Genomic DNA, 20,850 nt, shown 5'->3' with positions numbered 1-20,850 from the left:
ATACTAGGGTCTGCGCGACGGAGCTTCGCTCCTGCTCCGCCCTAGGATGACGACCGCGTGGTTGATACGACGCCTGGAAGAAACCCACTAACCCAGGAATCGCGTTACCCTCACTTCGAGCAATCGCACCAGCTCCGGATCCATGAATTCGTAATCGTCGGGAATATCGAGGCAGATCACCCGGGCCTTCTTCAGGCTCGCCTTGAACTTCTTCTGCAATTTGCTGCGGTGCGCCTTTTCCATGACGAAGATGATGTCGGCCCAGGTAACCAGTTCATGCGTCAGCGGCGTGTCGGCGTCGTGATTGGTGCCGACCGAGGCCACTTCGATATCCGGGCGCCTGGAAAACACCTGTTCGGCGGTCGGGCTGCGGAGGCGGTTCTGGCTACAGACAAAGAGCACGTTCTTCAAGGGATTACCTTGCCAGATCCGCCACCACAGCGTCGAGCACGATCATGCCGGCCGGCGTGGCGCGCAGCCTTGCATTGCCGATCGGCGCCACCAGCCCTTCATCCTGCAGCACGGTCAGCCGCGAGGTGGACAGGCCGCGCCCGGAAAACGCCTCGTAACGGGTGAGGTCGATGCCCTCGGCCAGCCGCAGCCCCATCAGCAGGAACTCGTCGGCCTCTTCGGAACGCGTCAAAACCTCACCACCGGTGACGCCATGGCCCTTGGCCTCGACCAGATTGGCCCAGGTCTCCGGCATCCGCTCGGCGATGGTCACGGTGCGGTGGCCGTTCTCGATGAAACGGCCATGCGCGCCCGGGCCGACGCCGACATATTCGCCGTAGCGCCAGTAGGTCAGATTGTGTCGGCTCTCGGCGCCCGGCCTGGCGTGATTGGAAATTTCATATGCCGGCAAACCATGTGCCGCGGTGACCTCTTGCGTCAACGCATAGAGATCGGCCGCCCGGTCGTTGTCGGGGATGGTGAATTTGTGCGCCGCATGCAGCGCATGGAACGGCGTGCCTTCCTCGATGGTCAGCTGGTAGAGCGACAGATGGTCGGCGGCGTGGCCGATTGCCTGCTCGAGCTCCGCCTGCCATGCGTCGAGCGTCTGGCCGGGGCGCGCGTAGATCAGATCGAAGGAAAGGCGCGGAAAAATCTCGCGCGCCAGTCCAATGGCATGCAACGCTTCGTCGACATTGTGCATCCGGCCGAGGAAGCGCAAATCCTTGTCGTTCAGCGCCTGCACGCCGAGCGACACACGGTTGACGCCGGCGGCGCGATAGCCACGAAAACGCTCGGCCTCGACCGAGGACGGGTTGGCTTCAAGCGTCACCTCGATGCCATCAGGGACCGTCCAGTTCTTCGCCACGGCGTCCAGCACCGCCGCCACCGTCCGCGGCTGCATCAGCGACGGCGTGCCGCCGCCGAGAAAGATGCTGGTGACGTCACGTGGCCCGGTGCGCGCCCGCATGGTCGCAAGCTCCGTTTCGAAGGCGCGGGCAAAGCGTTCCTGGTCGACCGGCTGGTGGCGGACATGGCTGTTGAAGTCGCAATACGGGCATTTGGCCGCGCAAAACGGCCAATGGATATAGACGCCGAAGCCCGGGCTGCGATCCAGCGGCATCTCAGACCGAGCCAAGTCGCGCGCGGGCGAACTTCTGGAAGGCGCGGGCGCGGTGCGACAGCGCGGTCGGCTGGCCGGGCTTCCAGCCGTGCTTTTCCTCGGCGCTCATCTCGCCAAACGTCTTGTCGAAACCGTCGGGCAGGAACACCGGGTCGTAGCCGAAGCCGAGTTCGCCGCGCGGCGGCCACACCAGCGTGCCTTCCGCCTCGCCGCGATAATATTCGGCCTCGCCATCGGGAAAGGCGAGGCAGATGACGGCGACGAAGCGGCCCTTGCGTTGCGCCGGCTGGGCGGCGCCAACCTCCTGCAAGGCAACTTCCGTGCGCTGCATGGCCATGCCGAAATCGCGCGTGCCTTCCGGAGTTTCGGCCCAGTTGGCGGTGTAGACACCGGGCGCGCCGTCGAGCGCATCGACGCACAGGCCCGAATCGTCCGACAGCGCCGGCAGGCCGGTGGCTTTAGCCGCCGCAAAAGCTTTGATGTAGGCGTTTTCCTCGAAAGTTGTGCCGGTCTCGTCCGGCTCCGGCAGGGCGAAGTCCTTGGCCGACTTCGCCTCGAAGCCGAACGGACCCATCAAATCGGCGAATTCACGCAGCTTGCCTGCATTGTGGCTGGCGACGACAATCTTTTTTCCATCGAGAGAATGCATCAAAGGCCCCAGATCCGTGGCTCGGCGAATTCGATCGAATTGCCCGAGGGGTCGCGTATGTAGATCGAGCGCCCGCCTTGCGGCCATTCGAATTCGCTTTCGATGGCGATGTTTTTCGCCTGGAGGTGTTCCCTCCAGCCCGCAAGCTCGTCGGCGCTCGCGGCAAAGCAGAGATGGCCTTCACCGACCGTACCGTGCGGCGGCACCTTCAGCCGCGCATCCGGCGCCGGCGGCACTTTGGTGGCCTCGGCGTTGAAGAGGAGGAGAACGCCGGCGCCGCAACGGAAGAAGACGTGACGGTTCTCGACCTTGCGCAGGGGTTCGAGGCCTATCACATCGCGGTAGAAGGTTTCGGCGGCATGCAAGTCGGTGACGTAGAGGGCCGATTCAAGAATAGCGGAGGGCTGCATCAGGCACCCCCCTCTGGCCTGCCGGCCATCTCCCCCGCAAGGGGGGAGATTGGCAGTCCCGCTGACAGCGCTTCAACGTCAATGGTTGGCGAAACCCAAGGCGACATCCGATCTCCCCCCTTGCGGGGGAGATGCCCGGTAGGGCAGAGGGGGGTGTGCAGGATCGCCAACGTCATCTCAATTCAATGTCAGGCAACAGCCATCTGCTGCAAGCTGACCAGTCGCTGAATGCCCTTCTTCGCGAGCCCCATCAGCTCCGCGAACTGCCCCTCGGAGAAAGGCTCGCCCTCGGCGGTGCCCTGGATCTCGACGATGCCGCCCTTGCCGGTCATGACGAAATTGGCGTCGGTGCCGGCGGACGAATCCTCGATATAGTCGAGGTCGATGACCGGCTGGCCGTCATGGATACCGCAGGAAATCGCCGCGACATGGTCCTTCAGCACCTTGGCAACGCTGGCCATCTGCCGCGCTTCCATCCAGCGCAGGCAATCGTAAAGCGCCACCCAGCCGCCGGTAATCGAGGCCGTGCGGGTGCCGCCATCGGCCTGGATGACATCGCAATCGAGGGTGATCTGCTGTTCGCCCAGCGCCTGCAAATCGACGACGGCGCGCAAGCTGCGGCCGATCAGCCGCTGGATTTCCAGCGTGCGGCCGCCTTGCTTGCCGGCCGAAGCCTCGCGGCGCATGCGTTCGCCGGTCGAGCGCGGCAACATGCCGTATTCGGCGGTCACCCAGCCCTTGCCGGAATTGCGCATCCAGCCCGGTACTTTTTCCTCCAGGCTCGCCGTGCACAGGACGTGCGTGTCGCCGAATTTCACCAGGCACGACCCCTCAGCGTGTTTGGACACGCCGCGCTCGAAGGAGATGGCGCGCATTTCGTCGGATTGGCGTTTGGAGGGGCGCATCGAGGCCTCTTTCTGTTCTTTTTGCGGTTGCGTCGGCGGCTTGTAGACGCATGCAGGCCATGGCGCAAAGGAAAATGGCCGCAAACGCGGCGCCGTGACCGCAAGTGCGGCACCGGGCGATCGCAAGAGCGACACCGGCGACCGCAAGTGCGGCACCGGGTTGCGCGGGGGTGATGGAAGTCTATATCCTTGGGGCGGAGGTTTTTGGCCCGAATGACCAAGGCAGTCACCGAATCCAGTCTGCTGGCGCCCGCGCTGCAGTCGCTCGACATGCGCTCGCGCGACATCTTCCGGCGCATCGTCGAGTCCTATCTGAAGGACGGTGAACCTGTGGGATCGCGCAGCCTGTCGCGCATCCTGCCGTCGTCTTTGTCGCCGGCCACCATCCGCAACGTGATGAGCGACCTCGAACATCTCGGCCTGATCTATGCCCCACACATCTCGGCCGGACGCCTGCCGACACAGACCGGCCTGCGCTTCTTCGTCGATGCCTTCATGGAACTCGGCGATCTCTCCGACGAGGAACGCCGTGTCATCGAGGCGCAGGTGCGCGCCTCCGGCTCGGGCGCGACGCTGGAGCACATGCTGACCGAGGCCAGCCAGATGCTGTCGGGCATGTCGCGCGGCGCCGGCCTGGTGCTCGCCACCAAAAACGAGGTGGCGCTGAAGCACATCGAGTTCATACAGCTCGAGCCGACCAAGGCGCTGGCCGTGATGGTGTCGCAGAACGGCGACGTCGAGAACCGCGTCGTCGATCTGCCGGCCGGCATCACTGTCTCGCAGCTGCACGAAGCCTCGAATTTCCTCAACGCCCATATCAGGGGCCGCACGCTGGCCGAGGCGCGCGTCGAGATCGCCCGCATCAAGGACGAGACCAGGGCAGCCCTCGACACGCTGTCGCAGGATCTGGTCGAGAAAGGGCTGGCGGTGTGGGCCGGCGCCGACAGCGGCCTGCCGGCGCGCCTCATCGTGCGCGGCCGCGCGAATCTGCTCGAAAACGTCACCGCCCAGGCTGACATCGAATTGCTCAGGCACCTGTTCGAGGATCTGGAGACGCAGGACGGGCTGATCCAGCTGCTCGACCTCGCCGAAGAGGGGCCGGGCGTGCGCATCTTCATCGGTTCGGAAAACAAGCTGTTTTCGCTATCGGGCTCGTCGCTGGTGGTGGCGCCCTACCGCGACAAGGACGCCCGCGTCGTCGGCGCGCTCGGCGTTATCGGGCCGACCAGGCTGAATTATGCCCGCATCGTGCCGATGGTCGACTACACTGCCCAATTGATTACCCGGATGTTGAGATAGTTCCAAAGCCGGGATCACCGCAAAGGAGGGCGCAGAATGGCGCTTGAATCGTTCAAGGCCCAGATCAGTATGCTGCTCGAGGAAATGGTCAACCAGCCTGAGGACGAGCACGAAATCCAGGAGCAGCTGCGCGAGAAGCTGCGCGAAATGCGCGCCATGGGCCTGCCGCTGCCCGACGATCTCGTGAAGCTGGAAAAGCGTCTCGATGACGACTTGGACGTCGAAGAGGAAAGTTGAGTGGTTCTACCTTGAATCTGTGCGCGCACGCTTCTCATTTGCGGCACACGCACGATATCTCCTCGGTCAATGACGCGCCGACCGGCGTGAATTCGAGGAGGACAGCATGATCCGGATTGCCGGCCTGGCGGGCGTTGCCCTGTTTCTGGCCACCAGCGCCTTCGCCCAGGACCAGCCGTTGCTGACCGGCAAAGACGCGTTCGGCGATTGGAAGGCCGACAGACCGGGCGTGCGCCGCCTGATCAAGCCGGATGATCTGCAAAAGCCCTATCTCACCGAATCCGCCTCCAACGGCGCCGGCCTCGGCGATCAGCCGGAAGGCGCCAAGCCCGTCCTGCCGCCCGGCTTTTCGGCCGAATTGATCGCCTCCGGCATCGCCAATCCGCGCGTCGTGCGGGTGGCGCCGAATGGTGATTTGTTCGTCGCCGACAGCGATGCCAACCAGATCCGCGTCTATCGGCTGGCCAAGGGCAGTGCGAAGCCGGCCGAGGACAGCATTTTCGCCGGCGATCTCAACCAGCCCTACGGCATCGCCTTCTACCCGCCGGGTGACAAGCCGCAATGGGTCTATGTCGCCAACAATGACAGTGTCGTGCGCTTTGCCTATCGCGACGGCGAGCTGAAAGCCTCAGGCGAAGCGGAGACAATCGTCTCCGGCATCCCCTCGGGCGGCCACTGGACTCGCGACATCGCCTTCTCGCCCGACAGCAAGACGCTGTATCTCTCGGTCGGTTCTAAATCGAATGTCGCCGAGGGCATGCAGAAGGAACCACGTGGCGGCCTCGACGCATGGATGAAATCCATGCCGCTCGGTGCTGCCTGGGGCCAGGAGGACGGCCGCGCCGATGTGCTGGCCTTCGATCCAGACGGCAAGAATGGCCGCATCGTCGCCACCGGCCTGCGCAACTGTTCGGGCATGACCGTTCAGCCGGCGACCGGCGCGCTCTGGTGCGTCGTCAACGAGCGTGACGGGCTGGGCGACAATGTGCCGTTCGAATACGCCACCTCTGTCAAGGACGGAGCCTTCTATGGCTGGCCCTGGTACTATATCGGCGCCAACGAAGACCCGCGCCACAAGGGCGCGCGGCCTGACCTCGCCGGTTCGGTCACCGTGCCGGACGTTCTGATGCAGGCGCATTCGGCGCCGCTCAACATCGCCTTCTATACTGGCGGCAACTTTCCGGCGGAGTATCGGGGCGATGCCTTCGTCGCCCTGCACGGCTCCTGGAATCGCGGTGTGCGCACCGGCTACAAGGTGGTGCGGCTGAGATTCAGCGACGGCAAGCCGACCGGCGAGTACCAGGATTTCATCACCGGCTTCGTCCTCTCCGATGGTGCGGTCTGGGGCCGACCGGTCGGCGTGGCGGTAGCCAGGGACGGCGCGCTCATCCTCACCGAGGACGCAAACGGCACCATCTGGCGCATCACTCATGTCGACGGGCCGTCCTGAGCCGATTGATTTGGCAAAGCGCTGCCCCAGTGCACGTCCCGATGGATCGCCTTGGGATAGGTATGGATCACCTCCGCCGATGAGACGCGGTCATCGAAACCGGTATCCCTGAGATTGAAGAGGCCGACCGAGCCGAAGGACTTCTTCGCCCCTTGCGCGAAGCGGCTGTCGCTGAAGTCGTGTTCGTAGAGCGTCACCGTGGCGTGGCCATCCTTGAGCTTCGGCACGTAAACACTGCTGATCGTGTCGTTGGCGACGCCCAACTGGTTGACGTTGAAGCGATAGACGTCCTGCACCATGCGCCGGGCCGCATTGCCGTTGATCATCCAGTATTCGCGGCGCGATGCGCGGTTCGGGTCGATGAGTTTGAGCGGCGCCTTGCGGCCAAGCCCGAGCCAGTGCTCGAACACCATCACATTGGCGCCCCAGGGATAGGGATAATTTGACTTGTCGATGATGCGTGGCGGGCCGTCGTCGGCAATCTCTGACGTGTCGACATAGTCCAGCCATTGCAGATGAAACGACGCTTCCACGTTGAGGTCGGTGTTGCGCGGGTCGGAAGCAATGATGCGCCAATCGGAAACCGGCGGATATTTCGCGTCGAGGTCGATGGTGAACTCGCCCTTGGCGGGGTCGTCAGGGTCCGGGGCGTCGCGCCCCAACGCCACCAGCCGAACCTTGAAGCGGTTGTTGACGACCAGCGGATAGATCATCGGACGAACGGGATGGGCGCCGGGGTTCCGGCTGTCGGTGAAGTAGCCGGGCGCAGGCACGATATCGCTGGCGCCCTTGTCGAACAGGCTGAAAGCCTGCCGCCCCTCGAACCACAGGTACCATTCCAGCTCGTGGACGTGACCGCGCGCTTCGGAATAGTTGTTGGGCATCCATTGCATGAGCTCGATGTGAAGTCGTTTCGCTAGCATGGTGGCTCCTGCCGGTGTAGCCGCGCAAGAGCGCAGCTAAAGGATTGCAACGTGCGGTGGGGCGGATGGGGGATAGCCGCTCTTCCCGGGCGCGTAAGTGAACCATCTCTCGTTGTCGGCCGTGCCCGGACGCCCGTCCGACCCTGCTGGCGCAATCGAATCCGTTTTGCCCCCGGCGGCTTTCATGGCATCAGGGGTCCGTTCACGGGGTGCAACCGTCATGACCCTCACCGGCTTTCTCGCCTATAGCGCCGCACTTGGCATCGCCGCCGCCATTCCCGGCCCTGGCGTCACCGCGCTTGTGGCGCGGGCGCTGGGCTCCGGCTTTCGCTCGTCGCTGGCCATGTCCTTCGGCCTGATGCTCGGCGACCTCACCTACCTCACCGCCGTGGTGCTCGGCCTTGCCTTCGTCGCGCAGACCTTCGGCATGGTCTTCCTCGCCATCAAATGGCTGGGCGTCGCCTATCTCGCCTTCCTCGGCTGGCGTTTCTGGACCGCGGGGATCACGCCCGAGACCGTCGAAGCCAGGAAAGGCAAGGGCGGCCTGGTGTCGAGCTTCCTTGCCGGGCTCACCGTCACGCTGGGCAATCCCAAGACGATGATCTTCTACCTCGCCATCACGCCGACCATCGTCGACCTGAAGACCATCACGCTTGCCGACTACGGCATCCTGGTCATGCTCACCGTGATCGTGCTCTTCGTGGTGCTGGTGCCCTATCTGGCGCTGGCGGCCAAGGCGCGCTGGTTCCTGAAATCGCCGCGCGCGCTGAAAGCGCTGAACCGCACCGCCGCCGGCTTCATGGTGGGCGCTGCCGCAGCCATTGCGGCGCGTCAGTAGATCGATTTCAGCCAATCCATTCCGCCGATCAGGCCATCCGGAAAATGCGTTTCCGGAGGGCAAGCGTTTTCAGCAAGCGCCCCACTCGATATTTTCGGCCGGCAGCCTATCTTGCGCGGTCGAAAGCCCTATTCTGTCCGCCGATGCCAATTGCCTGATCTGGGAGCGAAACCAATGAACAAGCCCGTCTCTTCGCCGCGCGTGCCCGGCCGCGGCCGCGTCTACAATTCGATCACCGAGACGATCGGCGACACGCCGTTGGTGCGGCTCGACAAATTCGCCAGGGAGAAAGGCGTCGTCGCCAACCTTCTGGCCAAACTCGAATTCTTCAACCCGATCGCCTCGGTCAAGGACCGTATCGGCGTTTCGATGATCGAGGCGCTGGAGGCGTCGGGCCGCATCAAGCCCGGCAAGACGACGCTGATCGAGCCGACCTCCGGCAACACCGGCATCGCGCTCGCCTTCGCCGCCGCCGCCAAGGGCTACAAGCTGATCCTGACCATGCCCGAAACCATGTCGGTGGAGCGCCGCAAGATGCTGGCGCTGCTCGGCGCCGAACTGGTGCTGACCGAAGGTCCCAAGGGCATGAAGGGCGCCATCGCCAAGGCCGACGAACTGGCCGCCACTCTGCCCGACGCCGTCATTCCGCAGCAGTTCGAAAACCCGGCCAATCCGGAGATCCACCGCCGCACCACGGCCGAAGAGATCTGGAACGACACCGATGGCGGCGTCGACATCTTCGTCGCCGGGATCGGCACCGGCGGCACCATCACCGGCGTCGGCCAGGTGCTGAAGCAGCGCAAGCCTTCGGTGCATGTCGTCGCCGTCGAGCCGGAGGCCTCGCCCGTGCTGTCGGGCGGCCAGCCCGGCCCGCACAAGATCCAGGGCATCGGCGCCGGCTTCGCGCCAAAAATCCTCGACACCTCGATCTATGACGAGATCGTCAAGGTCTCCAATGAGGATTCGGTCGCCAATGCCCGCCTCGTCGCCCGCCTCGAAGGCGTCCCCGTCGGCATCTCGTCGGGCGCCGCGCTGCAGGCGGCCATCGTCGTCGGCTCGCGGCCGGAGAACAAGGGCAAGAACCTGGTGGTGATCATCCCGTCCTTCGCCGAGCGCTATCTCTCGACCATCCTGTTCGACGGGTTGGGGGCTTAGGCCTCGCGTCTGCGAACGACCGTCCCCGCTGGACAGCCGAAAAACCGCTGGTGGCTTCAGCCGCCGGCTTGAGCGGAGGACGGCTTCCGGGTCAAATCGCCCGGCCTGCTTCGTGCAGGCCAGGGGAGGATTTTGATGTACAGACTTTATACGCGCCCGGGCAGCGGCGGCTTCGTTGTCGAGGCGGCTCTGGCGCTGGCAAACGCGCCATTCGAGCAGATCGACGTCCCCAAGACTGACCGGCCCGATCCAGCGTTTCTCGACATCAGCCCGATGAACCAGGTTCCGGTGCTGACCTTGCCCAACGGTCAGTCGATAACCGAATCCGCGGCGATCTGCATCCTGCTTGCCGAGCGTCACCCGGAAGCGGGTCTGGCACCGGCTATAGGTTCGCCGGACCGCGCCGACTTCCTGCGCTGGATGGCGTTCATGTCGTCGGCGCTCTATCCGGCCATCCTGCGCCTATATTATGCCCATCGCTACACCACCGATGCCGATGGCAAGAAAGCCGTCAAGCAGGCGGCCATTGCCGAGATGGACCGCGGCTTCGCCATTGTCGATACCGCCCTGGAGGGACGAGACTGGCTGGTCGGCGGCGGGATGTCGCTGGCCGACATCTATCTCGTCATGCTGGTGGCCTGGCACCCCGATATCGACAAAGCCCGCACGGGCTGGCCGAACATCGAACGCCTGTGGTCGGTGTTGCGGGCGCATCCGCTGATGACGCGGCTCAACACGGCGCATGAGATGTGGCCGGCCTGAGCCGGCGCGGCGAAGCTCAATTTCGCAGGATCGCCCGTTTCGCCTGCAGGAAGCGGCGCACGGCCGGGTCGCGTTCGAGGCCGATCGCCCGGTCGTAGGCTTCGACCGCCGGTGCCGCATTGCCGAGCCTGGCCAGCAGTCCGGCGCGGGCCGCCCAGTAGGGCTGATAGTCGGCGAGCCGCTTGTCGTCGCCAAGCACGTAGAGCGCAGCCAGCCCGGCGGTCGCCCCATCGGCCTCGGCGATCGCCACGGCGCGGTTGATCGCCACCACCGGCGAGCCTGATATCACCGACAGCGCATCGTAGAAATTGCGGATCGCCGCCCAGTCGGTCCGCCCCGTCCGCCGCCGCGTCGCGTGCACCGACTGCACGGCGGCCTCGAGCTGGTAGCGGCCGATGATTCCCTTGGTCGCGGCATGGCCGAGCAGCGCTTCGGCTTCATCGATCAGGGCGTGATCCCAAAGAAGGCAATCCTGATCGGCCAGCGGCACATAGTCGCCGTCGTCATTGCGCCGCGCCGCGCGCCGCGCCTCCGCAAACAGCATCAGCGCCAGCAGGCCGAGCGCTTCCGGCTCGTCCGGCATCAGCGACGCCACCAGCCGTCCGAGCCAGATGCCTTCCGTCGCCAGGTTGCGTGTCCGGGTCTCCGTGCCGGCGGGGTCGGTCCAGCCTTCGGCGAAAGCGGCATAGATCGCCTCCAGCACCGTATCCAGCCGCTCGCCGAGTTCGGCCCGCTCCGGTACGCGAAACGGAATGCCGATCTCGCGGATGCGGCTCTTGGCGCGCACCAGGCGCTGGCCCATCGTTGCCGGCGAAACCAGGAAGGCCGAGGCGATGGTCGCCGCGTCGAAACCCAGAACCGTCTGCAGGATCAGCGGCGCCCGCACGCTGGCTTCGATCGCCGGATGCGCGCAGGCAAACATCAGCCTGAGACGCTCGTCGGGAAGGTCTTCGTCTTTCACGCTCGCCTCCATCTCCTCGGCCATCAGCTTGAGATGGTCGCGGCTCGCCTCGCTGGTCAGCCGACGGCGCACCGCATCGACACCACGGCGGCGCGCGACGGCCAGCAGCCATGCCTCAGGCTTCTCGGGCACGCCGGTCTGCGGCCAGCGCTCCAGCGCCGCCGCGAAGGCATCGGCCAACGCATCCTCCGCCCCCGCCACGTCGCGCGTGCGCGCCGCGAGCCAGGCGATCAGTTTGCCATAGCTTTGCCGGGCGGCCGCCTCGGCCGCCGCCCGCACGATCTCCGGGCGACTGTCCATCACAGGGTCACTTCTCGGATATGTACTCGGTCATTTCCCAGATCGGCCGCACCTCGATCGTGCCGGCGCTGGCGCCGGGACAGCGTGCCGCCCATGCGATTGCCGCATCGGCGTCGTCAGCCTCGATCATGTAGAACCCGGCAAGCTGCTCCTTGGTGTCGGCATAGGGGCCGTCGAGCACATTGGTCTTGCCGTTGGCCGTCCGCACCGCGGTGGCAGTCTGGGTCGGCTTCAGCCGGTCACCGGCGAGCCACGCTCCGGATTTCTTCAATGCTTCGGTGTAGGCGCCATAGGCGGCGCTGATCTCGTAGGTCTTGTCGCTCGGCGCGGCCGCCATCGCGGCTTCGTTCGCGTAAATCAAAAGCATGTATCGCATCGTCTTCTCCCGTTTTCTCGAGGGCCGCTCCGTTGCGGCCGAACGTATGTCGTACGGCCATGCCCGATTTCGACAGGCTCCTGAAAAAACTTTCGTCTTCGCCACGAGGTTTCGCAAGGGCCGTCTGCCGGGGCAATGACCAGCAGCAGACTGGCAGCCGTTTTGCGCAGCACTATCCTCTGGCGTTGGCAGGGGGGCATGTCGTTTCCCCAAAGCGAGGTCACTTTTGGGCGGCATGCATCAACCGATCATGCGCGCGCGCATCGCGGCGGGCGGGATCCCGCAACTGTCCTTGCGGCCGAAGATGGCGTAGCGGTTTTTGGCGATGCGTTCGTAGAGCCAGTCGCGCAAAGGGCGCGGTAACAGCAGCAGGGCTTTCGCCGCGCGCCACGGCCAGCCGAGTTCGGCCATCACGGCAATGAAACTGTCCAGCCGCACGAAAGGAGCGCCGCCGATGAGGACCAGATTGGTCTCGTAGCTGTCGGTGCGCAGTCCGTATTTGTGGAACAGCGCCTCGCCGAAGGGCGACTGCGCGGTGGCGAAGCGGAAACGGTTTTTGCGGTCGAGCCTGACCACGGTGCGCACAAAGCTAGAGCACAGGACGCAGACGCCGTCGAAAACGATCAAAGGCTGGCTGGCATCCAAGGGTTCAGGAGAAGAAGTCACGGGACATCCGGCGGCTCATGTCAGACGACACTAAGCCTGCCGGCAGCGGGATCAAAGTCGCGGCGTTGTCGCACGGCCTCTCGCGGCCAGCGCGGGGCGCTCGGCGCGGTAGGTGGTTGCGCGGTGGTCGGCGGCCGGCCTGCAGATCCGGCTGTCGTGACGCATTTCGAACGTCATGATCAGTGCGCGCCGAGCGAACTGCCGCGACGGGCGCAGGCCGGGCCTGGGCCGCGCATGTAATAGCGCTCCGGCCGATAGGTCGGCGCGATGAATTCGCGGATGGCGGCGGCGTAGCCGGCGATGTGGCCCCAGAATTTCATTTTCTTAAGTCCCTGTCCCGATTTTCGGATGTCCCGTCCGATTGCGGGGATCATAGCGTCGAGGCGTGAATAGTCGGTGAACACGATGTTAATCTTCGGTCGAAAACCCGTCGCTTCGTGGCCGGAATGCGGCTGTTTCGGGGTCTTTCAGAGCCTTTTGAGCCCTTTCCGGCCAATGTGACTTTTGCATCACATATGTTTCGTCTGGATGTCGCTTGGGCGCGCTTCTGTTTCAATTGCGAAAGCCGCAGCGAAATTTCCGTGCGCGCGGCCGACAAGCGCCTTTGGCAGCGTCCGGAACCGGAACGGGCCTTACCCGTTCTCGCTTAAACCGCGTCGCGCAGGAGTTTCGCCATGGCACCCCGCCCAGCCTGGAAGGGCTATTTGAAACTGTCGCTGGTCACCTGCGCCGTCGAACTGACCAACGTCGTCACCCACACCGAAAAAGTCTCGTTCCGGGTGCTGAACCGCAAGACCGGCAACACTGTCAAGCGCCTCTATGTCGATGCCGAAACCGGCAAGCCGCTCGACGAAGGCGACGAGATCAAGGGCTACGAACTCGACGACGGCGACTTCGTCCATATCGAGGAAGACGAGATTGCCGCGGTGCAGATCGAGTCCTCGCACACCATGGCGCTGGACGGCTTTGTCGACAAAGCCTCGATCCAGCAAATCTATCTCGACACGCCCTATTACGTCGCGCCGGCCGACAAGGTGTCGGAGGAGGCCTTTGCCGTCATCCGCGACGCCATGGCCGGCAAGAAGATGGCCGGGCTGGCGCATCGTGCTCTACGCCAGAGAACGGCCCGTCGTCATCGAACCGCTCGGCAAAGGCATGGTGCTGACCACTTTGCGCTACGACAACACGGTGCGGCAGCCCGACACCGTCTTCGGCGACATCAAGGCCGTGAAGACCGACCAGGAGATGACCGACCTGGCCGAGCTCATCATCGACAAGAAGAAAGCCAAGTTCGATCCGTCGAAATTCGAGGACAAATATGAGGACGCGCTGCTTGAACTGATCCGCGCCAAGAAGGCCGGCAAGAAGGCGCCGAAGCCACAGGCCGCGCCCAAGCCGTCCAATGTCGTCAACCTGTTCGACGCGCTGAAGAAGAGCCTGTCTGATGGCGGTGCGGCGAAGGCCCCGGCTAAGAAAGCCAAGCCGGCGGCCAAAAGCACCAAGCCGAAAGCTGCTCCGACGAAGCGCAAATCGGCGTGACCGTCATGGCCGGCCTCGAACAATATCAATCCAAGCGCGATTTCAAGAAGACGGCGGAGCCTGCCGGCAAGGTCACGCGTGGCAAGACATCCGGCGGCATCTTCGTCATCCAGAAGCACGACGCCACCAGGCTACACTACGATTTCCGCCTCGAGCATGACGGCGTCTTGTGGAGCTGGGCGGTGACGCGCGGCCCAAGCCTCGATCCGCACGAAAAGCGGCTGGCCGTGCATGTCGAAGATCACCCGATCGACTATGCCGGCTTCGAGGGCACCATCCCCAAGGGCGAGTATGGCGGCGGCACGGTCATCGTCTGGGACGAAGGCACATGGACGCCCGAGATCGACCCCGCCAAGGCAATGAAGAAGGGCCACATCTCGTTCGAACTCAAAGGCAAGAAGCTGAACGGTCTGTGGCATCTGGTCAGGTTGAAACCCCGCGCCGGCGAAAAGCGTGACAACTGGCTGCTGATCAAATCCGACGATGCCGCCGCCCGCCCCGGCGAGGATATTCTGAAGGACGCGCCGAAATCGGTGAAGTCGGGCCTGACTATCGAGCAGGTCGCGGAAGGCAAGACCTCCGACGGCAAGAAGCCGAAAGTCTGGCATTCCAACAAGCCGGCCGCCGGCAAAGAGAAAGCAGCGCGCGGAAAACGCCTCGATTTCATCGAGCCGCAGCTGGCGACGCTGGAGCGCGACGCGCCGCCCGGCAAGGACTGGCTGCACGAAGTCAAATTCGACGGCTACCGCATGCAGGCGCAGATCGCCGGCACCGAGGTACGGCTGTTGACCCGCACCGGCCTCGACTGGACGGAGAAATTCGGCCCTGAAATCGTCGCCGAACTGGCGCAGCTGAAATGCAGCGACGCCATCATCGATGGCGAGATCGTCGTGCTGGCCGACAGCGGCGTGTCTTCCTTCTCGCTGCTGCAGCAGGATCTCTCCGCCAATCGCACCAATCGCTTCACCTACTATGTGTTCGACCTGATGCGGATCGACGGCAAGGATCTACGCCGAGAGCCGCTGGTCGAGCGCAAGCAGGCGCTGCAGGAACTGCTTGGCGAGCCGGCTGAAAATGCCGCCGTCCGCTTCAGCGATCACTTCGCCGAGCCGGGCAAGATCATGCTGCAGCATGCCTGCCGCATGGGGCTGGAAGGCATCGTCTCCAAGCGCGCCGACGCACCCTATCGCAGCGGCCGTGGTCCCTCCTGGGTGAAGTCGAAATGCACGGAGCGCCAGGAATTCGTCATCGGCGGCTACCTGCCGTCGGAGAAGACCGGACGCGGATTGCGTTCCCTGCTGGTCGGCTACCACGAGGGCGGCAAGCTGCATTATGCCGGCCGCGTCGGCACCGGCTTCTCGGTCAAGGGCGCCACCGATCTGAAGAAAAAACTCGATGCGCTGCAGGCAAAATCCTCGCCCTTCGCCGCCGCTGTGCCGAAGGGCAAGGGCCTGGTCTGGGTCAAGCCTGAACTGGTCGGCGAAGTGGAGTTCCGCAGCTGGACCTCCGACCGTATAATACGCCACGCGTCGTTCCAGGGATTGCGCGAGGACAAGCCGGCGGAGGAAGTCGTGCAGGAAATGCCATCGAAGGCCGACAGCAAGGCAAAGCTCGCGGCAAGCAGCGCCGGCAAGGCTATCGGGACCAAAGCTGGGGCAATGACCACCACCGTAAAACTTTCCCATCCTGAAAAGCTGCTGTGGCCCGACGAGAAGATATCGAAGCAGGCCTTGCTCGAGCACTACGCGCTGGTCTGGCCGCGAATGGAGCAGTTCATCGTCAACCGGCCGCTCAGCCTGGTCAGGGCGCCGGACGGCATTGGCGGCCCGCGCTTTTTCCAGAAACACGCCTCGGCCGGCATGAGCGACAAGATCGCCCGGATGAAGGATCCGACCGACGGCGAGGAAATCCTGTTCATCCGCGATTTCGACGGCCTCGCCGCCCTGGTCCAATATGGCGTGGTCGAGGTCCACATCTGGGGCTGCATGATCGATGAACTGGAAAAGCCCGACCAGATCATCTTCGATCTCGATCCCGACGAGGGCGTCGACGTCAAGGCGGTGCGCGAGGCGGCGCTCGACATCAGGGGCAAGCTCGACGATCTGTCGCTGCCGAATTTCGTCAAACCATCGGGCGGCAAGGGCTATCACGTGCTGGTGCCGCTGAAGCCCGCGGCGGATTGGGAGGCGGTCAAAACCTTCTCGCATGATTTCGCCAAGGCGCTGGAGCAGGCCGCGCCCGATCGCTACACGGCGACGCTGTCGAAGAAGGCGCGCACCGGAAAAATCTTCGTCGACTATCTGCGCAACGGCCGCGGCTCGACCACCGTCGCGCCCTACTCCTCGCGCGCCAAGAAGGGGGCGACGGTGTCGATCCCGGTGACCTGGGCTGAGGTGGAAGCGGGGCTGGCGCCGAATGCATTTCCGATCGGCGACAAGACGACGCTGAAGCAATTGGAGAAGGCCGATCCGTGGAAGGAGTTCTTCAAGCAGGCGAAGGTATTGAAGCGGGGGTGAAAGGGCCGACGTAGCGATCCGTCACACCCCCCTCTGCCCTGCCGGACATCTCCCCCGCAAGGGGAGAGACTGGCAGCTTCAAAGCGTCGCTCTTCTTGAGAGGTTGGAGATTGGCGAAATCCAAGGCGCGCTTGATCTCCCTCCTTGCGGGGGAGATGGCCGGCAGGCCAGAGGGGGGTGCTGTCCCGCCGACGTCCTGTAGGGACAGCGCCGTCTACCTCACCCCAAAAACACCCGCTCAAACGCCTGTTTCCCCGGTGGTGAGAACACCACCGCCCGGCTGTCCTTCTCCCGCCTCGCCCATTTCTCAGCGAGTATCTTGTCCAGAATCGCCGCACCCAAAGTCCCGGCCAAGTGCGAGCGACGCACGCTCCAGTCGAGGCAGGCGCGGCACACCGGCCGGCGCGGCTTGGCGTCGACATCGATGCCGATGGCCGAAAAATGCGACGCTGCCGACGGCCCGAGCCTGATCTCCTTGTCGTCGCGCAAAAGAATGTCGCGCGAGACCAGCCGGTCGAGCATCGCAACGGCCTGTTCGCCGGCGAGGTGGTCGTAGCAGACACGGGCCACGCGCATCGCGCCGTCACGCGGACCTGGCCGCACGCGCTTGGGGCCAACGGCTTCCGCCACGCCGGTGATCGCCTCGATCATACCGGCCACCTGCGGGCCGGCGAGGCCGTAATACCGATGCCTTCCCTGGCTGGCCAAGGTCAGCAGCCCGCCCTCCATCAGCTTCGACAGATGCGAGGACGCGGTCGGCAGCGACACGCCGGCCTCCAGCGCCAGTTCGCTCGCCGTCAAGGCCGTGCCGCCCATCAGCGCATTCAGCATATTTGCCCGCGCCGGATCGCCGACCAGGCTGGCGATGCGGGCAATGTCCGGTCCTTCACGCATAGTTAGGTCTCCATCGAAGCATTCTTGTCAGATAATCACTATTGTCGGGCGAGATCAAGGAGAACGCCGATGCCAACCGCTTCCGCCCCATCCGCCGGCCGCCGGCCGTTTCCGTTCGTGACCTGGCTGCACCGGCGGCTGCTCGCCCGCTGGTATGACCGCCATCTGCAGCGGCTCGACCTCGCGGAGGTCGACGACCATCTGCTGCGCGACCTCGGCCTGACCCGCGAGGATGTGCGCCGCGAATGCGCAAAATCCTTCTGGCAGGCCTGAGCGCCAGCGCTTTTGCCTAGCAGACCCCGCGGCACAACGTTTCGACGCCGCTCGAACTATTGACGCAGACAACCCAAGGAGATCCACATGACCATCACCTGCTTCATCCGCTATGAGATCGACCCGTTCGGCAAGGCGGCCTTCGAGCAATATGCCAAGGCCTGGGGCCAGGCGATCCCGCGCTGCGGCGCCGATCTGATCGGCTACTACGCACCGCACGAGGGCTCGGCCACCACCGCCTACGCTGCCTACAACATCGACAGCCTCGCCGCCTACGAGGCCTACCGCGCCCGGCTCGCCGCCGATCCGGCGGGCAAGGCCAATTACGAATTTGCGCGCCGGGAAAAGTTCATCTTGAAAGAAGACCGCATCTTCCTGAAGCTGGTGTCCGGACCGCATGGGCCGCACCGTCTGTTCCAGACCAATGTCGCGGTCAAGGAGGAAGCATGATCGCTGTCATCTTCGAGGTCGAGCCAGCTGAGGGAAAACGCGATGCCTATCTGGGCATCGCCGCAGACCTGCGGCCGCTGCTCGACGGCATTGACGGCTTCATCTCGATCGAGCGCTTCCAGAGCCTGGTCGACCCGAACCGCGTCCTGTCGCTGTCCTTCTGGCGCGACGAGGAAGCGGTCAAGGCATGGCGCAACACGGAAGAGCACCGGCAGGCGCAGCAGGCCGGCCGCGGCGGAATCTTTGCCGGCTATCGGTTGCGCATCGCGCATGTGGTGCGGGATTATGGGCTGACGGAGCGGGATGAGGCGCCGGCGGATAGCCGGGCGGTGAATGGGTAGCGCCTTACCTTCCCCCCTTGTGGGGGAAGGCGAGGTTGGCGCTCACGCATTCCCGATCAGCACCCCGGCCGCAAACACCAGCGCACCACCCAGCACCACCTGAAACGCCGCGCGCAGGAAAGGTGTCTGCATGTAGCGATTCTGGACAAAGGCGATCGTCCACAGCTCGAAGAACACCACCACGGCCGCCACCGCCGTCGCCGTCCAGAAATGCGGGATGAGATAGGGCAGCGCGTGGCCGAGACCGCCCAGCGTGGTCATGATGCCGACGGTGAGCCCCCGTTTGATCGGCGAGCCGCGGCCCGACAATTTGCCGTCGTCGGAGGCGACTTCGGTGAAGCCCATCGAGATGCCGGCGCCGATCGAGGCGGCTAGGCCGACCAGCAGCGTCTGCCAGGTGTCATGCGTTGCGAACGCGGCGGCAAAGATCGGCGCCAGCGTCGACACCGAGCCGTCCATCAGCCCGGCCAGCCCCGGCTGCACATAGGTCAGGATGAACTGACGCTGCTCGGCGCTGGCTTCCTCGTCTTTCACCGCGCCCGGCACAAGTTTCTGCTCCAGCCGATGCGCTGAATTCTCATGGCGCTGTTCGGCAGCGGCCAGCTCGCCGAGCAGCTTTCGGGTCGAAGCGTCGCTGGTGCGCTTGGCCGCCTCGACATAGAAGCGATAGGCCTGCTGCTCCATGGCTTCGGCCTGCCGCCGAACATGGTCGACGCCCAGCGGCCGCACCAGCCAATCGGGTTTGCGCTCGTAATAGCCTTTTACATGCTCGCGTCGCAGCAGCGGAATGCGCTCGCCGAAACGCTTGCGGTAAAGCTCGATGAGGGAATCGCGATGGCCGTCTTCCTCGAGCGCCATCGCCTCGAACACTTTTGCCGATTGCGGAAAGCTTTCGGCCAGTCCCTCGGCATAGGCGCGGTAGATGCGCCCGTCATCTTCCTCCGACGAAATCGCCAGCGCCAGGATCTCCTGTTCCGACAGCGATTCGAAGGGACGGCGGCCGAAACCGAAGACACGGGAAAGCATGATAAATTCACCCTAGTTTAGAATTATTCTAAACTAGGCGCTGACGCCTCGCCGGTCAATCGCCGGTCAAGAAATGTTGAAGCGCGGGCGCCCGTACGCGCTCTTCATTATCAGCTAATGTTCGCCTATATAGGTGGCAACACGCAAAGCGAGAGGTATTCATGAGATGACGGCAAAGCCGCACGACCACTTCGACCCGAAACCCGTCCTCGATCTCATCGCCAGCATCGAGGCCGACATGCAGCGGCTGAAAGGCCTGGTCGAACAGCAGGTCGAGAAATTCGACCCCGCCAATCCGCACAACAAGGCGCCCGACGGCAAGCTGACCGAGGAGGGCGTCGAGTGCTGCTACCGCCTGTTCGACGAAGGCAAGTCGCGCTATTCGGTCGCCCAGCAGATGAAGATCTCGTTTGCCGCCGCAACGCACAGGTTCAACGCCTGGCGCAAGGCGGGCGGATCGAAGCGGCAAAGGGCGTTGCTTGGGTGAGAGGCCGAGATGCAACAGAACTTGGGTTCCTCGCCCCCGCAAAGCGGGGGAGAGGTGGCCGCGAAGCGGACGGAGAGGGGGCCTTTTCGTAGGGCGCAGCCCCCTCTCCGTCTCGGCTTCGCCGATCCACCTCTCCCCCACTGTCGTGGGGGCGAGGAACCCTAGCTGGAAATGGCGCCGCCGCCCCTCATCCTCGTGCCGGGACCTTCTCCCCGTGATCTGGGAGAAGGAAGCTCACGGCACCAGTTCAATCTCTTCGGTCTCGCCGCCATTGCAGGTGTAGCAGCAATCCTCGCATTTTTCCTGGTTGTTGGGGCCGACGCCCCAATAGGTTTCCTCGTCCCCGTCGACCCAGGCGCCATAGCAGATCGACTCGCCTTCATTGCACGAGATCGGGATCTGCTTGGTCTCGCCATCGTCGAGATAAAAGTCCTTGTCGTTGCCGGGCCAGACATAGTCTCGGTCCTGGCTGTAAAGTTCGAGGCGCATGGCGTTGGGATGGCTGTTCTTGACGGCAAAGGTGATGTCGGCGGCATAGGCCGATGGCGCAAACAGCCCGGCAAGCGAGAATGCAACGACGATGCGGCGCGTGATCGTGAAAGACATGACGTTCCCCGGATTGAGAATCGGCCCCCTCGGCCGAGAGGCGAGCATGGCATGATGCGGGGTGACATTGAAGGGTAACGCCTGACTGAATTTGGGGGGATTGGCGGAGGGGCGGAACTGCCGATCTCCCCCCTTGAGGGACTGTTGCAAAATTGGGTGGATATGATTCCCTGTTTTTGAAACGGGGATTTTGCGATGACGACAAAGCCGAGCG

At 64.1% G+C, this 20,850-nt stretch carries 24 protein-coding genes and 1 pseudogene; 12 read left to right on the top strand and 13 right to left on the bottom strand.

Annotated features, from left to right (window positions below; all coding sequences use genetic code 11):
* Positions 1-87 precede the first annotated feature (87 nt).
* The 5 genes from ACWGTI_RS28190 to rph all read right to left on the bottom strand — a co-directional run bounded on the left by ACWGTI_RS28190 (position 88) and on the right by rph (position 3,537).
* A complete protein-coding gene (locus tag ACWGTI_RS28190; protein WP_454590094.1) occupies positions 88-411 on the bottom strand; it encodes a low molecular weight protein tyrosine phosphatase family protein in 324 nt (107 codons plus the stop codon).
* A gap of 4 nt (positions 412-415) precedes the next feature.
* Positions 416-1,573 (bottom strand): radical SAM family heme chaperone HemW, encoded by a 1,158-nt coding sequence (gene hemW / locus ACWGTI_RS28185; protein ID WP_454590093.1) that lies wholly within the window; start codon positions 1,571-1,573, stop codon positions 416-418.
* A gap of 1 nt (position 1,574) precedes the next feature.
* On the bottom strand, positions 1,575-2,222 hold the full coding sequence (rdgB, locus tag ACWGTI_RS28180; protein WP_454590092.1) for an RdgB/HAM1 family non-canonical purine NTP pyrophosphatase: 648 nt from the start codon (positions 2,220-2,222) through the stop codon (positions 1,575-1,577).
* Positions 2,222-2,632, bottom strand: coding sequence for a VOC family protein (locus ACWGTI_RS28175; RefSeq protein ID WP_454590091.1), 411 nt, complete (start codon positions 2,630-2,632; stop codon positions 2,222-2,224). The genes rdgB and ACWGTI_RS28175 overlap by 1 nt, the downstream gene beginning before the upstream one ends.
* A gap of 188 nt (positions 2,633-2,820) precedes the next feature.
* Positions 2,821-3,537, bottom strand: a complete 717-nt coding sequence (gene rph / locus ACWGTI_RS28170) for a ribonuclease PH (RefSeq protein ID WP_454590090.1) — start codon at positions 3,535-3,537, stop codon at positions 2,821-2,823.
* Between the two features lie 213 nt (positions 3,538-3,750).
* Here rph and hrcA point away from each other — a divergent pair, with 213 nt between their 5' ends.
* The 3 genes from hrcA (at position 3,751) to ACWGTI_RS28155 (ending at position 6,523) form a co-directional block, all read left to right on the top strand.
* On the top strand, positions 3,751-4,836 hold the full coding sequence (hrcA, locus tag ACWGTI_RS28165) for a heat-inducible transcriptional repressor HrcA (protein WP_454590089.1): 1,086 nt from the start codon (positions 3,751-3,753) through the stop codon (positions 4,834-4,836).
* A gap of 36 nt (positions 4,837-4,872) precedes the next feature.
* Entirely contained in the window at positions 4,873-5,073 is a 201-nt protein-coding gene (locus tag ACWGTI_RS28160; protein WP_181059937.1) for a hypothetical protein, read from the top strand.
* 106 nt (positions 5,074-5,179) lie between these two features.
* Positions 5,180-6,523 (top strand): PQQ-dependent sugar dehydrogenase, encoded by a 1,344-nt coding sequence (locus ACWGTI_RS28155; protein ID WP_454590088.1) that lies wholly within the window; start codon positions 5,180-5,182, stop codon positions 6,521-6,523.
* Here ACWGTI_RS28155 and ACWGTI_RS28150 read toward each other — a convergent pair.
* Positions 6,502-7,446 carry a hypothetical protein gene (locus ACWGTI_RS28150; RefSeq protein WP_454590087.1) on the bottom strand — a complete coding sequence of 315 codons (945 nt, stop codon included), beginning with the start codon at positions 7,444-7,446 and terminating at the stop codon, positions 6,502-6,504. The two genes, ACWGTI_RS28155 and ACWGTI_RS28150, sit on opposite strands and share 22 nt — an antisense overlap.
* A gap of 220 nt (positions 7,447-7,666) precedes the next feature.
* Here ACWGTI_RS28150 and ACWGTI_RS28145 point away from each other — a divergent pair, with 220 nt between their 5' ends.
* The 3 genes from ACWGTI_RS28145 (at position 7,667) to ACWGTI_RS28135 (ending at position 10,201) form a co-directional block, all read left to right on the top strand.
* Positions 7,667-8,284, top strand: a complete 618-nt coding sequence (locus ACWGTI_RS28145; RefSeq protein ID WP_454590086.1) for a LysE family translocator — start codon at positions 7,667-7,669, stop codon at positions 8,282-8,284.
* 174 nt (positions 8,285-8,458) lie between these two features.
* Positions 8,459-9,439 carry a cysteine synthase A gene (gene cysK, locus ACWGTI_RS28140; RefSeq protein ID WP_352674863.1) on the top strand — a complete coding sequence of 327 codons (981 nt, stop codon included), beginning with the start codon at positions 8,459-8,461 and terminating at the stop codon, positions 9,437-9,439.
* Between the two features lie 135 nt (positions 9,440-9,574).
* Positions 9,575-10,201 carry a glutathione S-transferase family protein gene (locus ACWGTI_RS28135; RefSeq protein ID WP_454590085.1) on the top strand — a complete coding sequence of 209 codons (627 nt, stop codon included), beginning with the start codon at positions 9,575-9,577 and terminating at the stop codon, positions 10,199-10,201.
* A 16-nt stretch (positions 10,202-10,217) separates the two neighbouring features.
* Here ACWGTI_RS28135 and ACWGTI_RS28130 read toward each other — a convergent pair whose 3' ends face one another.
* The 4 genes from ACWGTI_RS28130 to ACWGTI_RS28115 form a co-directional block, all read right to left on the bottom strand.
* Positions 10,218-11,462: an RNA polymerase sigma factor gene (locus ACWGTI_RS28130; protein WP_454590084.1), complete on the bottom strand. Its 1,245-nt coding sequence runs from the start codon at positions 11,460-11,462 to the stop codon at positions 10,218-10,220.
* Positions 11,463-11,469: 7 nt separating this feature from the next.
* Positions 11,470-11,838 carry a YciI family protein gene (locus tag ACWGTI_RS28125; RefSeq protein ID WP_454590083.1) on the bottom strand — a complete coding sequence of 123 codons (369 nt, stop codon included), beginning with the start codon at positions 11,836-11,838 and terminating at the stop codon, positions 11,470-11,472.
* A gap of 240 nt (positions 11,839-12,078) precedes the next feature.
* Positions 12,079-12,504: a thiol-disulfide oxidoreductase DCC family protein gene (locus tag ACWGTI_RS28120; protein ID WP_454590082.1), complete on the bottom strand. Its 426-nt coding sequence runs from the start codon at positions 12,502-12,504 to the stop codon at positions 12,079-12,081.
* A 179-nt stretch (positions 12,505-12,683) separates the two neighbouring features.
* Positions 12,684-12,824: a hypothetical protein gene (locus ACWGTI_RS28115; protein ID WP_023672040.1), complete on the bottom strand. Its 141-nt coding sequence runs from the start codon at positions 12,822-12,824 to the stop codon at positions 12,684-12,686.
* Positions 12,825-13,178: 354 nt separating this feature from the next.
* Between ACWGTI_RS28115 and ku the strand changes: the two are divergent.
* Together ku and ligD are read left to right on the top strand one after the other, a co-directional pair.
* Positions 13,179-14,043 (top strand): annotated as a pseudogene (gene ku / locus ACWGTI_RS28110) (non-homologous end joining protein Ku).
* Positions 14,044-14,048: 5 nt separating this feature from the next.
* The gene (ligD, locus tag ACWGTI_RS28105) at positions 14,049-16,559 is read left to right on the top strand and encodes a DNA ligase D (protein ID WP_454590151.1); all 2,511 of its coding nucleotides are present in this window, start codon (positions 14,049-14,051) and stop codon (positions 16,557-16,559) included.
* 219 nt (positions 16,560-16,778) lie between these two features.
* Here the strand turns inward: ligD and ACWGTI_RS28100 are convergent, their stop codons facing one another.
* On the bottom strand, positions 16,779-17,453 hold the full coding sequence (locus tag ACWGTI_RS28100) for an ArsR/SmtB family transcription factor (RefSeq protein WP_454590081.1): 675 nt from the start codon (positions 17,451-17,453) through the stop codon (positions 16,779-16,781).
* A gap of 69 nt (positions 17,454-17,522) precedes the next feature.
* Here ACWGTI_RS28100 and ACWGTI_RS28095 point away from each other — a divergent pair, with 69 nt between their 5' ends.
* From ACWGTI_RS28095 to ACWGTI_RS28085, 3 genes are all read left to right on the top strand, one after another.
* Complete coding sequence (locus tag ACWGTI_RS28095; RefSeq protein WP_454590080.1) at positions 17,523-17,726, top strand: DUF1127 domain-containing protein; 204 nt, start codon at positions 17,523-17,525, stop codon at positions 17,724-17,726.
* A gap of 87 nt (positions 17,727-17,813) precedes the next feature.
* A complete protein-coding gene (locus tag ACWGTI_RS28090) occupies positions 17,814-18,176 on the top strand; it encodes an NIPSNAP family protein (protein ID WP_454590079.1) in 363 nt (120 codons plus the stop codon).
* Entirely contained in the window at positions 18,173-18,517 is a 345-nt protein-coding gene (locus tag ACWGTI_RS28085; RefSeq protein WP_454590078.1) for an antibiotic biosynthesis monooxygenase family protein, read from the top strand. Before ACWGTI_RS28090 ends, ACWGTI_RS28085 begins: the two co-directional genes overlap by 4 nt.
* Positions 18,518-18,559: 42 nt before the next feature.
* Here ACWGTI_RS28085 and mbfA read toward each other — a convergent pair whose 3' ends face one another.
* Positions 18,560-19,543 (bottom strand): iron exporter MbfA, encoded by a 984-nt coding sequence (mbfA, locus tag ACWGTI_RS28080; protein WP_454590077.1) that lies wholly within the window; start codon positions 19,541-19,543, stop codon positions 18,560-18,562.
* A gap of 166 nt (positions 19,544-19,709) precedes the next feature.
* Here mbfA and ACWGTI_RS28075 point away from each other — a divergent pair, with 166 nt between their 5' ends.
* Positions 19,710-20,030 (top strand): hypothetical protein, encoded by a 321-nt coding sequence (locus tag ACWGTI_RS28075; RefSeq protein ID WP_454590076.1) that lies wholly within the window; start codon positions 19,710-19,712, stop codon positions 20,028-20,030.
* Positions 20,031-20,264: 234 nt separating this feature from the next.
* On the opposite strand, the gene ACWGTI_RS28070 is transcribed toward ACWGTI_RS28075, so the two are convergent.
* The gene (locus tag ACWGTI_RS28070) at positions 20,265-20,636 is read right to left on the bottom strand and encodes a hypothetical protein (protein ID WP_454590075.1); all 372 of its coding nucleotides are present in this window, start codon (positions 20,634-20,636) and stop codon (positions 20,265-20,267) included.
* Positions 20,637-20,850 lie beyond the last annotated feature (214 nt).

The organism is Mesorhizobium sp. ArgA1 (genome assembly GCF_053714375.1).
Note: the sequence above shows the minus strand (reverse complement) of the source record. Positions and strands in the feature narration are given on the sequence as shown.